Consider the following 15,982-nt stretch of genomic DNA (forward strand, 5'->3'; position numbering starts at 1 on the left):
TTTCTAACAACGATGAGGTTTAAGTAGGTTTGACGTTCAGGACTTCTGTGATTTTCCAGCGCTTGGTTTTACTCAGGGGTCTAGTTTCCTGAATGCGAACGCGATCGCCTACTTTACACTTATTTTCTTCGTCGTGAACTTTATATCGTTGGGTATTAACCACAATCTTGCCGTACTTGGGGTGAGGAGCGCGGTTTTCTATGGCAACTACCACAGTTTTTTGCATTTTATCGCTCACTACCAAGCCAACTCGTTCTTTAACTGCCATAATCTCCTACTTTTCTTCTTTAGCCGATTGACTTGCTGCCCGTTTGCGTTCTGTCTCTAGCGTCAGCAATTGGGCTAGGCGGTGTCGGATTTGTCGGAACTGGTGGGGCTTTTCTAGTTGTCTGGTGGCTTTTTGCAAGCGCAACTGAAATAGTTGTCTTTTGATCGCGACAATTTCCTCAGAGAGTTTCTCGTCACTTAATTCTCTAGCTTCTGAAATCTTGGGAAGAGGCATAAGCTACTCCTGCTCCTGTGGTTGAGAGCGCACAATAAACTTAGTTTTTATGGGTAGTTTAAATGAAGCCAAACGCATAGCTTCACGGGCGATTTCTTCAGAAACCCCACCGATTTCAAACAAAATTCGCCCTGGCTTGACTACAGCTACCCAAAACTCTGGCGAACCTTTACCGGAACCCATCCGGGTTTCAGCAGGACGCATGGTTACAGGTTTATCAGGGAAAATCCGAATCCAGATTTGTCCGCCCCGACGAATATAACGGGTCATTGCTCGACGAGAAGCCTCGATTTGCCGGGAGGTAATCCAAGCAGGCTCTTGCGCTTGGAGTGCAAAATCACCAAAGTTGAGGGTGCTGCCACGGGTGGCTAGTCCCTCCATCCGTCCGCGCTGTTGTTTGCGGAATTTAGTTCTTCTAGGGCTTAACATGATTGGCTACTGGGTACTGGGCATTGGCCAAACAGGGCAAACAGGGCATTGTCAGTTTTCTATGCCTTATGCGCCATGTCTTATTGCCTTTTTATCCTTCATTTGAGCGGTCTTCAAATTGCTGACGACGACGTTGTTGTTGACGACGACGGGGTTCACGTTCGCGATCGCGGGGATCGCGTTCACGATCGCGGCTTGCAGGTGGTAGTGGAGTTTCTTCCTGTCCAGGAATAATTTCTCCCTTAAACACCCATACTTTGATACCCAAAATGCCGTAAACAGTTTTTGCCGTGCAATAAGAGTAGTCAATGTCAGCCCGTAAGGTATGTAAAGGGACTCTACCTTCACGAGTCCACTCTGTCCGGGCAATTTCCGCACCGTTGAGCCGACCACTGACTTGGATTTTAATCCCTTGCACACCAGCGCGTTGGGCCCGCTGAATCGATTGCCGCACTACCCGGCGAAAGGAAACCCGGCGTTCCAATTGTTGGGCAATGTATTCAGCAATTAGGTAGGCATCAGCATCAACTCGTTGGACTTCAACTACGTTAATGCGAATTTGGCGATTACTACCCAACAGTCCTTGGAGTCCGGTACGCAAGGATTCGATGCCTTGCCCACCACGACCCACTACTACGCCTGGTCTAGCTGTGCGTACTTCTAAGTCGATTTGGTCGGCTTTGCGCTCAATTCGTACCTCAGAAATACCGGCGTTATTTTGAGCAAGTCTACCCAGCTTTTGTTCTATGTATTGACGGAGTTTGTGGTCTTCTTGTAAAAGTTCTGGATAGCGATCAGGAACAGCAAACCAACGGGATTGATGTTCATGTGTAATACCCAGGCGAAAACCAACTGGATGAATCTTCTGTCCCACGAATGCTTCCTCTAAGATTTCTTACTTTACGCAATTTATTCGTATAAGCGTGCTTATTTTTCTGGGACGGCTGCAACAGCCACAGTAATATGACACGTCGGCTTGCGAATTTGGTAAGCTCGACCTTGCGCCCTTGGTTGGAACCGCTTTAGCGGTGGGCCTTGATCGGCGTATGCCTGAGTAATTACTAATTGAGTCCGATCTAAACCAGCGTTGTGTTCGGCATTGGCAGCAGCGCTTCTGAGAACCTTCAATATGGGTTCAGTGGCGCGATAGGGCATGAATTCCAGAATGATTAACGCTTCTCGGTATGATCGCCCCCGGATTTGATCAAGTACCCGACGCACTTTGTAGGCCGAGATGCGGATAAAACGAGCGATCGCCTTCACTTCAGTAGTATTAGTAGCCATAATTTTCTCCAATTTTGTCATTAGTTATTAGTCATTTGTCATTTGTCTTTAAGCTCATGACTAATGACTAATCACTAATAACTACCTACCTGCTTTTTTGTCGCTTTTCCCATGACCTCTGTAGGTGCGTGTAGGGGCAAATTCCCCCAATTTGTGTCCCACCATCTGTTCATTTACAAAAACTGGAACGTGTTGACGTCCGTTGTGAACAGCTATGGTATGACCTACCATTAGGGGCAAAATTGTAGAAGCTCGTGACCAAGTTTTAATAACTTCTTTTCTGTTGTTGTCGTTGAGCTTTTCAATTTTCTTTAGGAGATGATCCGCAACGAAAGGACCTTTTTTTAGAGAACGACCCATAATTTAATTTTGGATTTTGGATTTTGGATTTTGGATTTAGAATTTCGGATTTTGGATGATTAGGTATCTCACTGGGGTAGAAAATTTGAGAATTTTAATTAAGTAGACCCCAATCTAAAATCTAAAATCCAAAATCTAAAATTCTATGATTCACGACCACCGCGACCACGTTTGGAAGACTTACGGCGACGGCGCACAATCAATTTGCTGCTAAGTTTCTTGCGATTGCGTGTCTTCGCGCCCAATGTGGGTTTACCCCAAGGTGTAACAGGTCCCGATCTACCGATGGGTGCCCTACCTTCACCACCGCCGTGTGGGTGATCTACGGGGTTCATGACGCTACCTCTAACCTTAGGACGGCGACCTTTCCAGCGATTTCGTCCTGCTTTACCTGCACTCAGGTTTCTTGCATCGGTGTTGCCTACTTGCCCAATGGTGGCGTAGCACTCGCGCCGAATCAAGCGGACTTCTCCTGAAGGCAACTTGAGAGTTACATAATTACCTTCTTTTGCCACGACTTGAGCGATCGCACCAGCAGCACGCACGATTTGACCACCTTTCCCAGGAGTCAGTTCTACGTTGTGAACACCAGTACCCAAGGGAATCTTCGACAGCGGTAAAGCATTACCATCTTCAAAGGGAGCCTCAGACCCAGCAATAATTATTGTTCCAACTTTCAACCCGTTGGGGTGGAGGATGTAACGTTTTTCGCCGTCTTGGTAATACAAAAGGGCAATTCGGGCATTGCGGTTAGGATCGTATTCAATCGCTGCGACTTTGGCAGGAATATTATGTTTATCCCTTTTAAAATCGATGATCCGGTAAAGTTGTTTGTGTCCGCCACCCCGGCGACGACTAGTAATTCGCCCGTGATTATTCCGACCTTTGGCGCGATGCTTCGAGGTAGTTAAGGATTTCTCTGGCTCAGTTTTTGTAATTTCCGCAAAGTCAGAGATTGTAACTTGGCGAGTGCTGGGGGTATAAGGGCGGTAAGAACGAGTACCCATAATCTATTTTGGATTTTAGATTTACTTAATTTTGGATTTCGGATTTTTGATTTAATGAGTGTTTAACTAATTGCGAGCATCGTAGTTATTGAGTAAACTCCTCAATCTAAAATCTAAAATCTAAAATTTAAAACTCCTACACTTCTGGGAATAGGACTTGTCTAATCTTGTCTTCATCCCCAGGTGCAACGGTAACAATGGCACGCTTATATTGGGGCTTATAACCAATAAATTTACCAACGCGCCGCTTTTTACGGGGTGGTAAAATGGTGTTGACTTTTACAACCTTGACCTGAAACAAGTCTTCGATCGCAGCTTTGATTTCTGGCTTAGATGCCTTTGGAATTACTTCAAAGGTGTACTTATTCTGCTCCATTAGGATGGTCGCTTTCTCGGTGACAATTGGGCGACGCACTAAGTCGGCAAGGTCACGGGGGTCAAAGCTAGGCACTGTAGACCTCCTGAATTTTTTCTAGGGCTGATGCCGTAACTACAATCTTGTCAGCGTGTAGTAAATCAAAAACATTTAGCTGGTCGGCTGCAATTAGTTTTAAATTTTCAATGTTGCGGGCTGACAAATAAACGTTATCTGTATCCGCAATCTCAGACAAAATTAACAGGGACTTGTTTTCTAATGACACTCCCCAACGAGCAAGCGCTGCCACTAAGTCTTTAGTCTTCGGGCGAGAGAACTCGGTGCTAAATTCTTCTACTACTACCAAATCGTCATTGCGGCTTACAAATGCTGTCCGTAGTGCTAAACGTCGCTCTTTACGGTTCAACTTGAGGTCAAAGTCTCTGGGCTTTGGTCCAAAGATCACACCACCACCACGCCACAGTGGTGAACGAATAGACCCTGCACGAGCGCGACCAGTACCTTTTTGTCGCCAAGGTTTACGACCGCCGCCTCTGACTTCCGAACGAGTTTTTGTACTGGCATTTCCTTGACGAGCATTGGTCAATTGCCGTACTAAAGCGCGGTGCACGATATGAGACGCTGTTTCTTCCTTGGCAACGCGCAACTCGAAGGTCGTCTCGCCGACCTGTTCTCCTTGCCAATTTTTAACTACGCTTTCAACCATCTTTGTTATCTGTCCTTTGTCCTTTGTCATTTGTCATTGGTCTTTTGCCATTTGTCCTTAGCCAATGACTTTTGACTAATGACTTTTGACTAATGACTTTTGACTATCCCACTATTTTTGCAGGCACAATACTTACTAGAGCGCCCGGTTTACCAGGAATGGCTCCCTTAATTAACAATAAGTTGCGTTCTACATCAACTCGCACGATGGTCAGCTTGCGGATTGTGATGCGTTTGCCACCTAAACGCCCTGCCATCCGCTTACCTGGATAGACACGACCTGGTGTTGTACCAGCACCAATAGAACCAGGCGCTCTATGGTTTTTGGAACCGTGTGACATGGGTCCTCGACCAAAGTTGTTGCGCTTCTGGTTACCCGCAAAGCCGCGACCGATGCTTGTGCCGGCTACATCGACAATTTGACCTGCACTAAAAATATCTGCTTTAATCTGTTGACCTAAAGCATAATCACTAGAACTATCAGTGTGATATTCATTTAGGTGACGCAATGCTGGGGCAGATGATTTAGCCAAATGACCCAGTAGTGGTCTGTTTAGTGCCTTTGGTTTAACTTCGCCATAACCAACTTGAATGGCAAAGTAACCGTCGGTTTGTTTCGTTTTAACTTGTGTAACGGTGCATGGCCCTGCTTGAATGACAGTCACAGGAATGGCTACTCCTGCTTCGTCAAATATTTGGGTCATGCCCAGCTTGGTGCCGAGAATACCTACAGACACAATAACTGGTTCTCCTTTCTACTTGCTGACCTTGGAATTGGACTTTAGAGGACACGCTTTGTACGCATCAGTTTAGGCTGAGTTAGCCTGCGAAATTTGGAATGGCTTAAATAAACCGCTCCAAATGCTTTGGGACACAACAAACCGTGTCCGTACTGCTTGGTGAATCTGTTTAGCTTCACTCAATAGATCACCAGAACAGCCACAAGTCCCTTCCTGTTGGGAAGGAGTAACTTCTGGAATCAATGCAATGCGCTACAGCTTTAAGCTGTGTGCAGCAATGCTTTCGTCCAAGCAATTGCTCTGGCACTTTCTGGAGGCAGCGCTGTCGGCGGGTTTTCCGATTTATACACGCCCGAAGGGCGGCTTCCCGGAGTTTGGCTACTGCCGTGTTGCAGTTGGACTTAAGCGGTTTTTACCGCCCAGTATCCGTTAACTGAGACTAACGTAATGCCATGAAACCAACATTGCTGCTCAGTTTTTACTTCCTTAAACACCTTAAACTATTGCTTAAGATTTTGCCTGCTTTTTCAGAGGCACAGGAGTAAATTTACCCTGGAGCTTAGGATTGGCTTTGGTTCTTCGTCCATAAGCTCCAATGTTGACCTGAAAGCTTTCTTAGTTTACCAGTCTATGATCAATCTGAGTTAGTTTTATCCTGTTTGGATTGAGTTATCAGCTTTTGATGCTAACACTACCTCAGAATGACAGTAAAAAGGCAACATAATTTGCGTGTTTGGTCACAATCTAATAATATAAATTATTTATTTATGTTTGTCCAGTAATTTATAGAGTTATTTTTGGGGAGTAGGGGAGAAGAGTTTTCCTCAATGCCCAAGAAAATGCTTTAACTTAATCTATCGGTTCAGGGTAAATAATAGAGATATCTGAGTGGGATAAGACAAAAATCTATGGCACTAATTACTACTGGCAACGGTTTAATCCGCGATCTGGAAAAATTTGGCGCTCTTGGAGTATATGTACCTCTGGAAGGGGGTTATGAAGGTCGATATCAGCGCCGACTACGCGCAGCTGGCTATACCACCCTTCACATTACTGCTAAAGGACTAGGGGACGTAGCTGCGTATCTCACAAGAATTCATGGAGTCAGACCTCCTCATCTTGGTAAAAAAAGCACTGGTAGCGGTGCAGCAGTAGGTCAGGTGTACTATTTGCCACCAATTCTCAATTCTCATCTAGAACAGCTACCACCAAAGTCAAAGGGGCTGGTGTTGTGGATTATTGAAGGGCATATTCTTTCCAATGAGGAACTTGAGTATTTAACGAATTTGCCTCAGCTAGAACCACGAGTAAGAGTAATCATTGAGAGAGGTGGCGATCGCGCTTTCCGTTGGACTTCTCTAGAAAAAACTCTGTTAGCTAGCTAACACTTACAAAAGTTAGGAGTTAAAAGTTAGGAGTTAAAAATTTAAAACTCCTAACAGACGCGATTAATCGCCTCTCTACTCCTAACTCCTGTACAGACGCGATTAATCGCGTCTCATAACTCATAATTCTTTCAGCATTTCAATAATGCTGAGTCGAAAACCACAAGATGTAAATAACCGCCGTGAAGCATCGTTAGCAACTGCTGTATCTAGACGAATTTGCTTGACGCCCATCTGATGAAAGCGTTCAATACAAAGTTTTACAGAAAATTCAACATTTAAAGCAGAGGTTGTAATGAAGGCTTTAATCCTGTTGGTAAGCGAATCGCACTAACCACCCCACAGAGAAAGAGCGATCGCCCACTCAATCCCACAGTTAGTAGGGGTAACAAAAATATCTAATAATAAAAATTTAAAATTAATAGGACTTACGCAAAAATCGCCAAAAAGCTTAATTTATTTAACCTAGAGCCGCTTACTACCAACCTTTAATTATTTACGCCGACTTACTTATCAAGATAAGTTCCTATTTCTCTCATTTAACAAGAATATCGCACACAAAGCCACAGGCAATTACAGTCAAGAATAGGCATACTGAAAGAAGGAGAAAACTTTAGACCACTCCCTGCCAAATTGGCGTGAAGGTGATTAAGCAACAATGAGACGTAAACCCACTGGTAAATCGGCTACTACTTCTAAACCCTCTATTTTCCAATCCCCAATGTTTAACCTCTTCACCATCGCAATTATGGGAGGGGTGTTGATTTTGGGAATTGGGATTGGCATTGCCTTTAGTTCTACAACCACGTTGGCCCCATCAAATGTGGCTTCCCGTGAATTCATTGACACCAAAGCACCAAACCCTGAAATTTGTGTGCAGTATGGAGCTAGCGCGATGGTAATGGACGCTAGACTGTTCGTCACTCTCAACCCCTTCAATGTCTATGTTGCCCAGCCCAGTATGCGTCCTGGATGCGTAATCCGACAAAATAACTGGGCGCTTTTAGAGCAGCGTAAGCTGGTGACATCTGAGCAGGTAAATGAGTGCAAAAATCGCCTGAATACCTTTGGCTTTACAGGTAACTTGGACAGTGACAAACCTGATATTAGGTGCATATATCAGAATGAAGCTGCTCAAAACTTATTCACGGCTCAACCAGGAGCGGTTGGAACACCTCAGGAAACGGACAGATTTTAGATTTGGGAATGGGCCAAACAGGGCATTGGGGAAAACTCTTCTCCCCTGCTCTCCAGTCCCTATCGGGTTTTAGGAAGAGGTTGACCAAACTCTATCACTTGGGGATTGGGAACATTGGGGATCGTTGGAACTGGAAATTCCGACATACCAGAAGGAGGAATGTTATTCAAATTATCGGGTTGACTTGGAAAAGACGGAGGGGGAAGAGTCAAAGCAGGTTGTTGAGAGGATGTATTAGGGCTTAGAGGAGGTACGGTTACAAGAGGCTGTGCTGAGTTAATAGTAATTGTTGGGGGCAGTTGATTGGATGGAGATGGAACTGTGAGTAAGGGTGATTGTTGGTTAGTAGTAGTTACGGGTAAGTTACTAGGCGGCTTTTGGGGGGTTTGAGGTAGTTTCTTGGGTGAAGGTGGGGAGTTTCCTGGTTTCACAGCAGTAGTTTTACCAGAAATAACCGGACGTAATACCCAGCGAGTGGAGTTTTTTCGGGAAACAGGTTGCAGTTGTACCCGTTTGGGATTTAAAACAGTCCCTGGTGCTAAATCTAAGACAATGCGTGTGTCTTTAGCGTTCAGTTGAGAAACGCGAATACTTTTGATTGCTCCAGAATAATTTTGTTGCGTGGTAACTTTGCCCAACTTAGTATTCGGTAAATCCACAACAAGGCGAGAGGGTTGGGCTAAGTAGAAATAACGAGGGGTTGTGCCTGCTGAGAGAGTGATTTCGAGTTGCTGTGTCTTGGGGGAAAAACGCCAATTATCTAGCTTTACCACTGGTGTAGCAGCAGTAGTACAAGTTTCGAGGGCGATCGCTGCACAAAAGCTGAATAGACTGATGCGAAATAGCTGCTTGCGCCATTGGCAAAATTGCCTAGTCTTTAGTCCCTGATCCATTCTTTTTATCTGCTCCATAAAACCCATAGAATGCGCTCAGATTGCTGTTTACTCGCGCCTAAAATCCTTATCCCCATTACCCCTTATCCCCAGAGAGCGCCACGTGTTCCCCCAGGGCGGCCGCATCATGTCAACAAGAAGAGTTTATTCTCAATAAATCTAAAAATAGTCGCATTAACAGCTGCTTATTGACATAGATTAGCATAGGCGTAGCCCGTCGTAGACATCGCTTTCAAGCTTGGAAAATAAATCAAACGCAAAATGCTGATTAAATCGATTGGTTCTTAACCTTGATTGTGATCAAGAGTAATTTAGATGCGTTTGCCCTGCGTGTTCCCCACTCCCTAATTTAATGAACTTTTTGGGGCACAGCAGTAAATTTCAGAGTTTGTATGCCATTTACGGTTAATTGACCTGTCATATTACCTTTATCCACAAGTTGCATTTGAATTGTGACTGAATTCAGAGGATCATTTTGGGGGCGAGGAATATTACAAAGGATTGATCTGCCAACTTTTCCAGATAAATTTAACTGTTGATTTCTGAAGATACCTGCCAGAGAGTGCTTTTCGTCAGTATCGGCCTTAGCGTTTGCCGGTAATACAGAGGCATTTAAGTAAATACCCGACTGTTGAATGTTTAACGTCAGGGTATCCGATTTTTCACAGTTCGGCAAATTCTCTGACAGGGTTAGACGATAGCGGCCGTTAACTGGAGGAGGAGCCTTAAGATTGTTTTCCCCATAAACACTTACAGTTTTAAACAACAGTAGTACTGAAATTATTGCTACTCCGTAAAAAGCCAAAGATTTGAACTTGAAATGATTCATAATTTCAACTCCTTAATGTTGGCTCTTGACTACTAACCTCAGGAAGCATAGAGGCAAGGTGAGCGGTGACTTGACTGTAGCGGCGGGTAATTAGCAGGGAGGAACGACATTGGATGGCTAGTTGATCTGTATATCTTCCCAAGGTTTGGCGCTCGATACCCCAAGCGCGGCTGGTGCCAGCAATAGTTAGGTCAACATTTTCTGAGGCTTGAATTACGGCTTGGATTGGTTCTGAGGCTTCGACAATTTTGATTTCAATGCGATCGCGTACACTGGTGGGTAATTGCTCCATCATCGTGTGCAGTTCGTAACTCAATTCTTCCTTGGTATTATTTGTTACTATCTGTAATATCTGCAACATACAAGTCTCACGATTGATTAGCAATCTCAGAGCTAGTATTAGTGCTAAATCATCATGGATATTGGCAGAATAAGGTACCAATAAACTTTCTAATCGCTCTTTGCCTTTATCTATAAACACTGCTACATCCACTGGTGCAGTCGTAAGCATTTGTCCAACTCGTCCACCTAAACGATTACTACTAAAAGCTGGTCGATGCCAGCCAACGAGAATTAAATCAGCTTGTTCTAATGTGGCAATCTGTGCTGTTTCGCGGGCAACATTGCTGGATATGCGAACGATAGGATGCACACAAGAACGAGTTTCTGGCGGTTCGAGAGTATTAATCAATTCTTCTAGTTGGTGGCGGCGCTGGGCGATTAATCGGTCTGCTTCAACTGGGGTACTTTCAAAGGCATAGTCTTCTTGAAATTCAATCAGGCTGAGGGGGTTAACAACGGCAGGATATCGGTAATTGAGAGCGATACCTACGGCGGGCTGTGCTAACGCTACTGCCAACTGTACTAAACCTTTTTGCGTACTTGGATTAGCCACTGGCACCAAAATTCGGTAAGGACGAGGGGAAGCTTCACTGACAGCAGAGGTATCTATACCTGTTTCTGCTTCCAACTCTGGCTTCATAACATCTAACCTGATCAGCTTCTTCGGATATGTCCATTCCAGCAGTGGCGAGGTCATGAAGGTAGTTACCAATGCCATAATTACCAGCATGGTAAATATTAAGGGGGAAATTACCTTTAACTCTAGACCAATGTTTAGTACTATCAGTTCAGTCAAGCCGCGAGTATTCATTAACCAACCGAGTGCCGAGGCTTCCCGTTTACTAATGCCACTCACACGGGCCGCTACATAAGTGCCAACATATTTGCCTGCGATCGCCACTCCTAAAACCAACGCACACAAAAGCCACAATTCTGGACGGTTGAGCAAGCCAATCTGCGTCTTTAAGCCACTGTAGGCAAAAAATATTGGCAGCAAAAATATCAATACAAAATCTTCGGTTTTTACTGCCAATTCCCGCACTAAATCTTCATTTTTGGGCATTGCTGCTCCCAGTAAAAATGCTCCAAAAATTAAGTGAATGCCAATTAGTTCGGTGATCAGTGCAGACGCAACCACGCCCATATAAATCCCAGCTAGCAGCAATTGGCTGAGGCGTCCCGCACGGAGGTAGTGTTTGGCAAGGCCTTTGAGGAACCAACGTCCCACCGTCAAAATCAAGCCGATGTAGACTATGCTGGCGATAATTGTCGGTATGGCACCCGCAAAGTTGCCAGTTCGAGCTACAGCGATCGCTACTGCCAAGAGACACCAAGCTGTCACATCATCCACCGCAGCACAAGTTAACGCCAACGTTCCTAAACGCGTTCCTTGTAAATTCTTTTCAGTAATGATTCGCGCCAACACTGGAAAGGCAGTAATCGACATTGCTGCCCCCAAAAATAAGGTGAAGGCGGTGAAAGATACACTTGCGTTGGAAACTAGGGGATAAAGGATCACCGCTAGCAATGTTCCTAAGGAAAACGGTACTAAAATGCTGACATGAGAAGTTAAAACAGCTACTTCTAATTGTCCGCTGAGGTATTTTGGATTTAGTTCAAGCCCAATCAGAAACATGAAAAATATTAGTCCCACCTGAGACAAAACATTTAGAAAAGGAATAGTTTCTGGTGGAAACAAGGTAACTGCTAGATGGGGAGCAACTAAACCAAATAAAGATGGGCCAAGCATAATCCCGGCGACAATCTCACCAATTACCAGCGGTTGCTTAATGGAACGGAATCCTAGCCCTACTAGCCGTGAAAGTCCAATAACAATCAGCACCTCAACCAGAACAAGAATAACTATGTGCATGGTTTCCTCAAAAGTAACTATCTGGTTTCTCTAAGATGATTCTTTAAAAGACTGGAAAATGTCAAGTTTGTTAAATACACCCCAATACAGTTCAGTTAAGTATTTATTTCTCTTTGTGTCCTACCCTGTGGGAAGCCACTTCATGTCTATGCGTTCTTCTGGTGCGTCTGCTACCTGAATGCAGGTTGTTCAAACAATTGATTTTAAGAAAGAGTTTGAGCCATAACCCAAGCGTATTATACACGCAAGGGTAATTTGTGCTTCTTTCTCATGTCAATTGTTGTTACGATGCAGTTGCAACCGCGAAACATAAATTCTAATAATTTTATTAGCTCAATCTAGAATAACTTCCGAATTACCGATATAAAAAAATTAGGTAATATAGCAATCCTAAATGAGTCGTAAAAATCTCCAATTCCTCTCTCTGCGCTACGGGCAGTTTGCTCAAGTCGGGAAACCCGCCCATGCAACTGCCTTCCTCTGTGCCTCTGCGGTTAATTTATTTTTACAAATGATTTAGGACTGCTATAAGTAGTTAGTTTGTAGCAGCGTTTAAGCGCTACTACAAACAAATTAGCAGTTATATTCAGAGTCAAAGCAGAAAATTTTTCCCAATTGCTAGGTAATTAATTTTATATTTAAATTTGCTTAAGCGGAAAATTTATCATAGCTTGTGCCTTGCAATAAAAAGGCAATCAGTGGTGATGCCATGAGTGTAGTAATGACTGCCATAATAACCACGATAGTGAATAAAGTTGGGGTAATTATTCCTTGCTCAAGACCAATATTGAGCATGATTAACTCCATTAAACCACGAGCATTCATCAAAGCACCGATAGTTGCAGATTCCCGCCAATTTTGCCGCCAACATGCAAGCAATACCTTTACAGAGAATTGCGTAGTTTACCGCCGTAGGCATCGCAATAATTAAGAGTGTAATTACCCACAAAGTAGGTGTGTTTACCAATCCAATTTGAGTGTTCAATCCAGAGAAAACAAAAAACATCGGTAACAAAAAAGAAGTAGTTAAAAATTCTGTATGCTGGCGAATTTGTTGGGCGAATTCTCCGCGTGGTGTTACTGCTCACAGCACAAAAGCAGCGAATATTGTATAGATGCCTGTGACATCGGTAAACCATGCACAAAACATCAAAATTATCAACATTAAAGTTAGGGTTTGTCTGTTCACACCTGCATCGCGTTTTGTCATGCGTGTGAACGCTCTTAGTAGAGGTTGACCAAGAAAAATTGCAAATAGCACGTAGCAAATGCCTCCACCAATTGCTAATATGGCGATGCTCACAGAATTTTTCACGCTAGCAAGCACGATCGCCAGCAAACACCAAGCAACTCCATCATCTACTGATGCTGCACCTAAAGCCAAAGTACCGAAGCGGGTTTGTGCAAGACCGCGCTCGTAAAGAATGCGAGCTAACATCGGAAAAGCTGTAATTGTCATCGACGCACCTAGATACAAAGCGGCTGACCAAGGTGTTACCTTTGGTGAGAAAAAATCGCCATTGTGATAAAACCAAAAAGAAGCGATCGCTCCTAAAATAAAGGGAGTGATAATCCCAGCAGCAGATAGCAAAGTTGCACTTTTGATATGATGTTTTAAGAGTTTGGTGTTGAACTCTAAACCAATTAAAAACATATAAATTACCAACCAAATCTGGCTGATAGCATATAAAATCGACATTGATGGGTTGGGAATCTTGTCTCCTAAAGAAGTAATGATAGGAAGCTTAGGAAACAACCATTGCTGAAAATCTGGTGCAATCAATCCTAAAAGTGATGGCCCTAGCATGACACCTGCAATCATTTCGCAAACAACATCGGTTTGACCAAGATAGCGGCGTCCTAAAATCGTGACGATGCGACAAGTGGCTAAAATAACTGTGAGTTGCAGAAATAGCTGAATAACCAGAGCAAAATTTGACATTGCATTTCCTTAATTTGCGTCTCTGCATTGAAGAATCTCCCCAAACTCCAAAGTTTGTTCTGTTTTTCTCATAGATGACTACTACATCAGCACAAGTGCCAATTTTGTCAACATAAGATAACTATTTTTAATTTGATGAGATACAGGAGGCAGTGCATTACTTTGGTTTTCAAAGTTGTATTAACTGCCATATTGTTCTTAGGAATGCACACAACTGTACGTCAATACAACATATTGCATCCAAACTCAAACCGCCATATATAATTTTTTATGATTTGTTAATTTGCGATTTAAACTGTGTCCACGTTGAAAACTGTAGTTCTGTATGAACACAAAAACTCTGATTCCCCAGCCCCTTCTCCCAATATTGCCAGAAGCGGAGCCGGAAAGAAGTCCCTCTCCCAAGTAGGGAGAGGGATTTAGGGTGAGGGCAAAAACTACGGTTCTCAACATAGATGAGGTTTATAACCTTTTTCATCTATTTCAACCACAATCTGCTGTAAGGACTCACATCTGTGCGTCTTTACCATACGGTTTAATTACCTGAAAATTACTATAATTTTTGATTAAATCAGTTACGATGATTTGAGGTGTTACAACCATTGTCCACCCCGGAAACGCCAACGGGGGAAGATAATTCGCATCAGGCTTTGGGAAGTAATAAAAACTGCTAGCCACACGATGCTATAGTGCAATAAAAAAGCTCCTGGCGATAGTTCTTCCTTGGGTAAAGGTATTGGTAAAAAACCAAACAATCTAACTCCACAGAAAACAAACACCAATTCCCATATACCAGCTAAGAGTTGATAAGCTGCGGGCCAATCCCTATCCCAGCGAGATTTTTGCAGATAGTTATAAAGCACATCCCAGCCTAAGCCAAAGATGGCGACATAACCAAGTATCCAAAAATAAACCGAGTTAGCACCAGGGCCAATCCAACCCATTGCAAATAGCAAAGATACAAGTCCGCCGACAGTTGCAAGTAATAATAATCGAGTTTGCCAGCGACCAAATAAAGTTGGTGTCATAGGAGTGCTGAGTTAGGAGTTTAGAGTAGAGACGCGATTTATCGCGTCTGTACAAAAGTTAGGAGTTAAAAGTAATTAACAAGAGAGGAGTTAAAGTTTTTATAGATGGATTTTCAAATGGATGTTATTGAAAATTCAGCAAGATTGTGGTGCTTTTTGCGAGGATGGCAAATATGAGAATATCGGCTTGCTCAAAGCACCAACATATCTATATTATTACGATCGCTTAAGGTGGTAATCAAATTTAGAATGGTAAGTTTCAATCGCATCCCAATTGATCACATCTTCTAGCAAAGCTTGATAACCCAGTGTATTGGGATGTAGACCATCTTCACTCAAGCGTTTGAGCCGCCAACTTTCACTGCGTTCCATCCATTGCTCAAAAATGTCCAAATAGGGAATCTGCCGTTTCGTGCAAGCAATCCGAGTTGCTTCCTTGTAGCGATACTGGTCGGCATGATTATAGTAAAAGCAATCTAAAAATGGCATCTTGGCTTCATCCACTGGCACCATGCCCACAAATAACACAGGACATAATTGCTGTGCTAAATCTAACAGAGAAGCAATTTCCTTTTCAAATCCGGTAAAATCTGTGTAACTTCGGCCATCGGGACGCGCCAACCGGGCTGAGTCATTCACGCCTACTGATAAAATAATCAAGTCGGGGACACGATTTCGCAGTTCACCCCGGTGGCGGAACTCAACTTCTAGCCTTTGTGCTACTTGTTGTGTGCGATCGCCTCTTACCCCTAAATTATAAAGAACATGACCCGCACTATCCGGCAACATCCACCATCGCCGTAGTTGCTCGATCCAACCTCCTTTTTCCGGATCACCAAATCCATAAATTAAGCTGTCCCCCAGTGCGACAATCTTCATAGGCTGAAAGTGATTTGGTGGTACAGACACCTGCATTGAGGAAGAAGCAAGAAATGTGTGCATTTAAAAACTATATTTTATATCTTTACAAGATTCTATACATTTCTATACCATAGATGGCTATCTTTAGTGTCCAAGCATATATTGGGTTTCTACTTGTTGATATGGTTGCAAAGTTAATATTGTTGCAGTTGAGCTTCTGAGGGTGAA

General features: G+C 43.5%; 18 protein-coding genes and 1 pseudogene. 3 read left to right on the forward strand and 16 right to left on the reverse strand.

Annotated features, from left to right (window positions below; translation table 11 throughout):
• Nucleotides 1-19: 19 nt before the first annotated feature.
• The 10 genes from rpsQ to rplC all read right to left on the reverse strand — a co-directional run bounded on the left by rpsQ (nt 20) and on the right by rplC (nt 5,400).
• Nucleotides 20-268: a 30S ribosomal protein S17 gene (rpsQ, locus tag Q0541_RS03685; protein ID WP_100901244.1), complete on the reverse strand. Its 249-nt coding sequence runs from the start codon at nt 266-268 to the stop codon at nt 20-22.
• Between the two features lie 6 nt (nt 269-274).
• On the reverse strand, nt 275-502 hold the full coding sequence (gene rpmC / locus Q0541_RS03690; RefSeq protein WP_273765838.1) for a 50S ribosomal protein L29: 228 nt from the start codon (nt 500-502) through the stop codon (nt 275-277).
• 3 nt (nt 503-505) lie between these two features.
• Entirely contained in the window at nt 506-931 is a 426-nt protein-coding gene (gene rplP / locus Q0541_RS03695; protein WP_273765839.1) for a 50S ribosomal protein L16, read from the reverse strand.
• 91 nt (nt 932-1,022) lie between these two features.
• On the reverse strand, nt 1,023-1,805 hold the full coding sequence (gene rpsC / locus Q0541_RS03700; RefSeq protein WP_298905700.1) for a 30S ribosomal protein S3: 783 nt from the start codon (nt 1,803-1,805) through the stop codon (nt 1,023-1,025).
• Between the two features lie 53 nt (nt 1,806-1,858).
• A complete protein-coding gene (gene rplV / locus Q0541_RS03705) occupies nt 1,859-2,215 on the reverse strand; it encodes a 50S ribosomal protein L22 (protein ID WP_298905701.1) in 357 nt (118 codons plus the stop codon).
• Between the two features lie 81 nt (nt 2,216-2,296).
• Nucleotides 2,297-2,575, reverse strand: coding sequence for a 30S ribosomal protein S19 (rpsS, locus tag Q0541_RS03710; RefSeq protein WP_012410721.1), 279 nt, complete (start codon nt 2,573-2,575; stop codon nt 2,297-2,299).
• A gap of 143 nt (nt 2,576-2,718) precedes the next feature.
• A complete protein-coding gene (gene rplB / locus Q0541_RS03715) occupies nt 2,719-3,582 on the reverse strand; it encodes a 50S ribosomal protein L2 (protein ID WP_298905705.1) in 864 nt (287 codons plus the stop codon).
• A 136-nt stretch (nt 3,583-3,718) separates the two neighbouring features.
• Nucleotides 3,719-4,033 carry a 50S ribosomal protein L23 gene (locus Q0541_RS03720; protein ID WP_094349089.1) on the reverse strand — a complete coding sequence of 105 codons (315 nt, stop codon included), beginning with the start codon at nt 4,031-4,033 and terminating at the stop codon, nt 3,719-3,721.
• On the reverse strand, nt 4,026-4,664 hold the full coding sequence (gene rplD / locus Q0541_RS03725) for a 50S ribosomal protein L4 (RefSeq protein WP_298905827.1): 639 nt from the start codon (nt 4,662-4,664) through the stop codon (nt 4,026-4,028). Before rplD ends, Q0541_RS03720 begins: the two co-directional genes overlap by 8 nt.
• Nucleotides 4,665-4,767: 103 nt before the next feature.
• The gene (rplC, locus tag Q0541_RS03730; protein WP_298905714.1) at nt 4,768-5,400 is read right to left on the reverse strand and encodes a 50S ribosomal protein L3; all 633 of its coding nucleotides are present in this window, start codon (nt 5,398-5,400) and stop codon (nt 4,768-4,770) included.
• Between the two features lie 911 nt (nt 5,401-6,311).
• Between rplC and Q0541_RS03735 the strand changes: the two genes are divergently transcribed.
• Complete coding sequence (locus Q0541_RS03735) at nt 6,312-6,788, forward strand: NAD(P)H-quinone oxidoreductase subunit N (RefSeq protein ID WP_298905717.1); 477 nt, start codon at nt 6,312-6,314, stop codon at nt 6,786-6,788.
• Between the two features lie 658 nt (nt 6,789-7,446).
• Nucleotides 7,447-7,986 carry a DUF3172 domain-containing protein gene (locus Q0541_RS03740; RefSeq protein WP_298905720.1) on the forward strand — a complete coding sequence of 180 codons (540 nt, stop codon included), beginning with the start codon at nt 7,447-7,449 and terminating at the stop codon, nt 7,984-7,986.
• Between the two features lie 59 nt (nt 7,987-8,045).
• Here Q0541_RS03740 and Q0541_RS03745 read toward each other — a convergent pair whose 3' ends face one another.
• The 3 genes from Q0541_RS03745 to Q0541_RS03755 form a co-directional block, all read right to left on the reverse strand.
• Nucleotides 8,046-8,879, reverse strand: a complete 834-nt coding sequence (locus Q0541_RS03745) for an AMIN domain-containing protein (protein WP_298905724.1) — start codon at nt 8,877-8,879, stop codon at nt 8,046-8,048.
• 349 nt (nt 8,880-9,228) lie between these two features.
• The gene (locus Q0541_RS03750) at nt 9,229-9,708 is read right to left on the reverse strand and encodes a hypothetical protein (protein WP_298905727.1); all 480 of its coding nucleotides are present in this window, start codon (nt 9,706-9,708) and stop codon (nt 9,229-9,231) included.
• Nucleotides 9,709-9,712: 4 nt separating this feature from the next.
• Nucleotides 9,713-11,923: a cation:proton antiporter gene (locus Q0541_RS03755; protein WP_298905730.1), complete on the reverse strand. Its 2,211-nt coding sequence runs from the start codon at nt 11,921-11,923 to the stop codon at nt 9,713-9,715.
• A 394-nt stretch (nt 11,924-12,317) separates the two neighbouring features.
• On the opposite strand from Q0541_RS03755, the gene Q0541_RS03760 reads away from it, so the two are divergent.
• A complete protein-coding gene (locus tag Q0541_RS03760; RefSeq protein WP_298905733.1) occupies nt 12,318-12,443 on the forward strand; it encodes a hypothetical protein in 126 nt (41 codons plus the stop codon).
• A 128-nt stretch (nt 12,444-12,571) separates the two neighbouring features.
• Here the strand turns inward: Q0541_RS03760 and Q0541_RS03770 are convergent.
• The 3 genes and pseudogenes from Q0541_RS03770 to Q0541_RS03780 form a co-directional block, all read right to left on the reverse strand.
• Nucleotides 12,572-13,865: pseudogene (locus tag Q0541_RS03770) on the reverse strand (cation:proton antiporter).
• A gap of 593 nt (nt 13,866-14,458) precedes the next feature.
• Nucleotides 14,459-14,893 carry a hypothetical protein gene (locus Q0541_RS03775; RefSeq protein ID WP_298905737.1) on the reverse strand — a complete coding sequence of 145 codons (435 nt, stop codon included), beginning with the start codon at nt 14,891-14,893 and terminating at the stop codon, nt 14,459-14,461.
• A 216-nt stretch (nt 14,894-15,109) separates the two neighbouring features.
• Nucleotides 15,110-15,835 (reverse strand): GDSL-type esterase/lipase family protein, encoded by a 726-nt coding sequence (locus tag Q0541_RS03780; protein ID WP_298905740.1) that lies wholly within the window; start codon nt 15,833-15,835, stop codon nt 15,110-15,112.
• Nucleotides 15,836-15,982: the final 147 nt, after the last annotated feature.

The organism is uncultured Nostoc sp. (assembly GCF_937863485.1).
Classification (GTDB): Bacteria; Cyanobacteriota; Cyanobacteriia; order Cyanobacteriales; family Nostocaceae; genus Nostoc.

Bases quoted from the DNA above. Each gene is read 5' to 3' on its own strand.
- Q0541_RS03750 (WP_298905727.1), bottom strand. From the start codon at position 9,708: ATGAATCATTTCAAGTTCAAATCTTTGGCTTTTTACGGAGTAGCAATA.
- Q0541_RS03735 (WP_298905717.1), top strand. From the start codon at position 6,312: ATGGCACTAATTACTACTGGCAACGGTTTAATCCGCGATCTGGAAAAA.
- Q0541_RS03780 (WP_298905740.1), bottom strand. From the start codon at position 15,835: ATGCACACATTTCTTGCTTCTTCCTCAATGCAGGTGTCTGTACCACCA.
- rpsS (WP_012410721.1), bottom strand. From the start codon at position 2,575: ATGGGTCGTTCTCTAAAAAAAGGTCCTTTCGTTGCGGATCATCTCCTA.
- Q0541_RS03745 (WP_298905724.1), bottom strand. From the start codon at position 8,879: ATGGATCAGGGACTAAAGACTAGGCAATTTTGCCAATGGCGCAAGCAG.
- rplP (WP_273765839.1), bottom strand. From the start codon at position 931: ATGTTAAGCCCTAGAAGAACTAAATTCCGCAAACAACAGCGCGGACGG.
- rpmC (WP_273765838.1), bottom strand. From the start codon at position 502: ATGCCTCTTCCCAAGATTTCAGAAGCTAGAGAATTAAGTGACGAGAAA.
- rplB (WP_298905705.1), bottom strand. From the start codon at position 3,582: ATGGGTACTCGTTCTTACCGCCCTTATACCCCCAGCACTCGCCAAGTT.
- rplV (WP_298905701.1), bottom strand. From the start codon at position 2,215: ATGGCTACTAATACTACTGAAGTGAAGGCGATCGCTCGTTTTATCCGC.
- rplD (WP_298905827.1), bottom strand. From the start codon at position 4,664: ATGGTTGAAAGCGTAGTTAAAAATTGGCAAGGAGAACAGGTCGGCGAG.
- Q0541_RS03760 (WP_298905733.1), top strand. From the start codon at position 12,318: ATGAGTCGTAAAAATCTCCAATTCCTCTCTCTGCGCTACGGGCAGTTT.
- Q0541_RS03740 (WP_298905720.1), top strand. From the start codon at position 7,447: ATGAGACGTAAACCCACTGGTAAATCGGCTACTACTTCTAAACCCTCT.
- Q0541_RS03755 (WP_298905730.1), bottom strand. From the start codon at position 11,923: ATGCACATAGTTATTCTTGTTCTGGTTGAGGTGCTGATTGTTATTGGA.
- Q0541_RS03775 (WP_298905737.1), bottom strand. From the start codon at position 14,893: ATGACACCAACTTTATTTGGTCGCTGGCAAACTCGATTATTATTACTT.
- rpsQ (WP_100901244.1), bottom strand. From the start codon at position 268: ATGGCAGTTAAAGAACGAGTTGGCTTGGTAGTGAGCGATAAAATGCAA.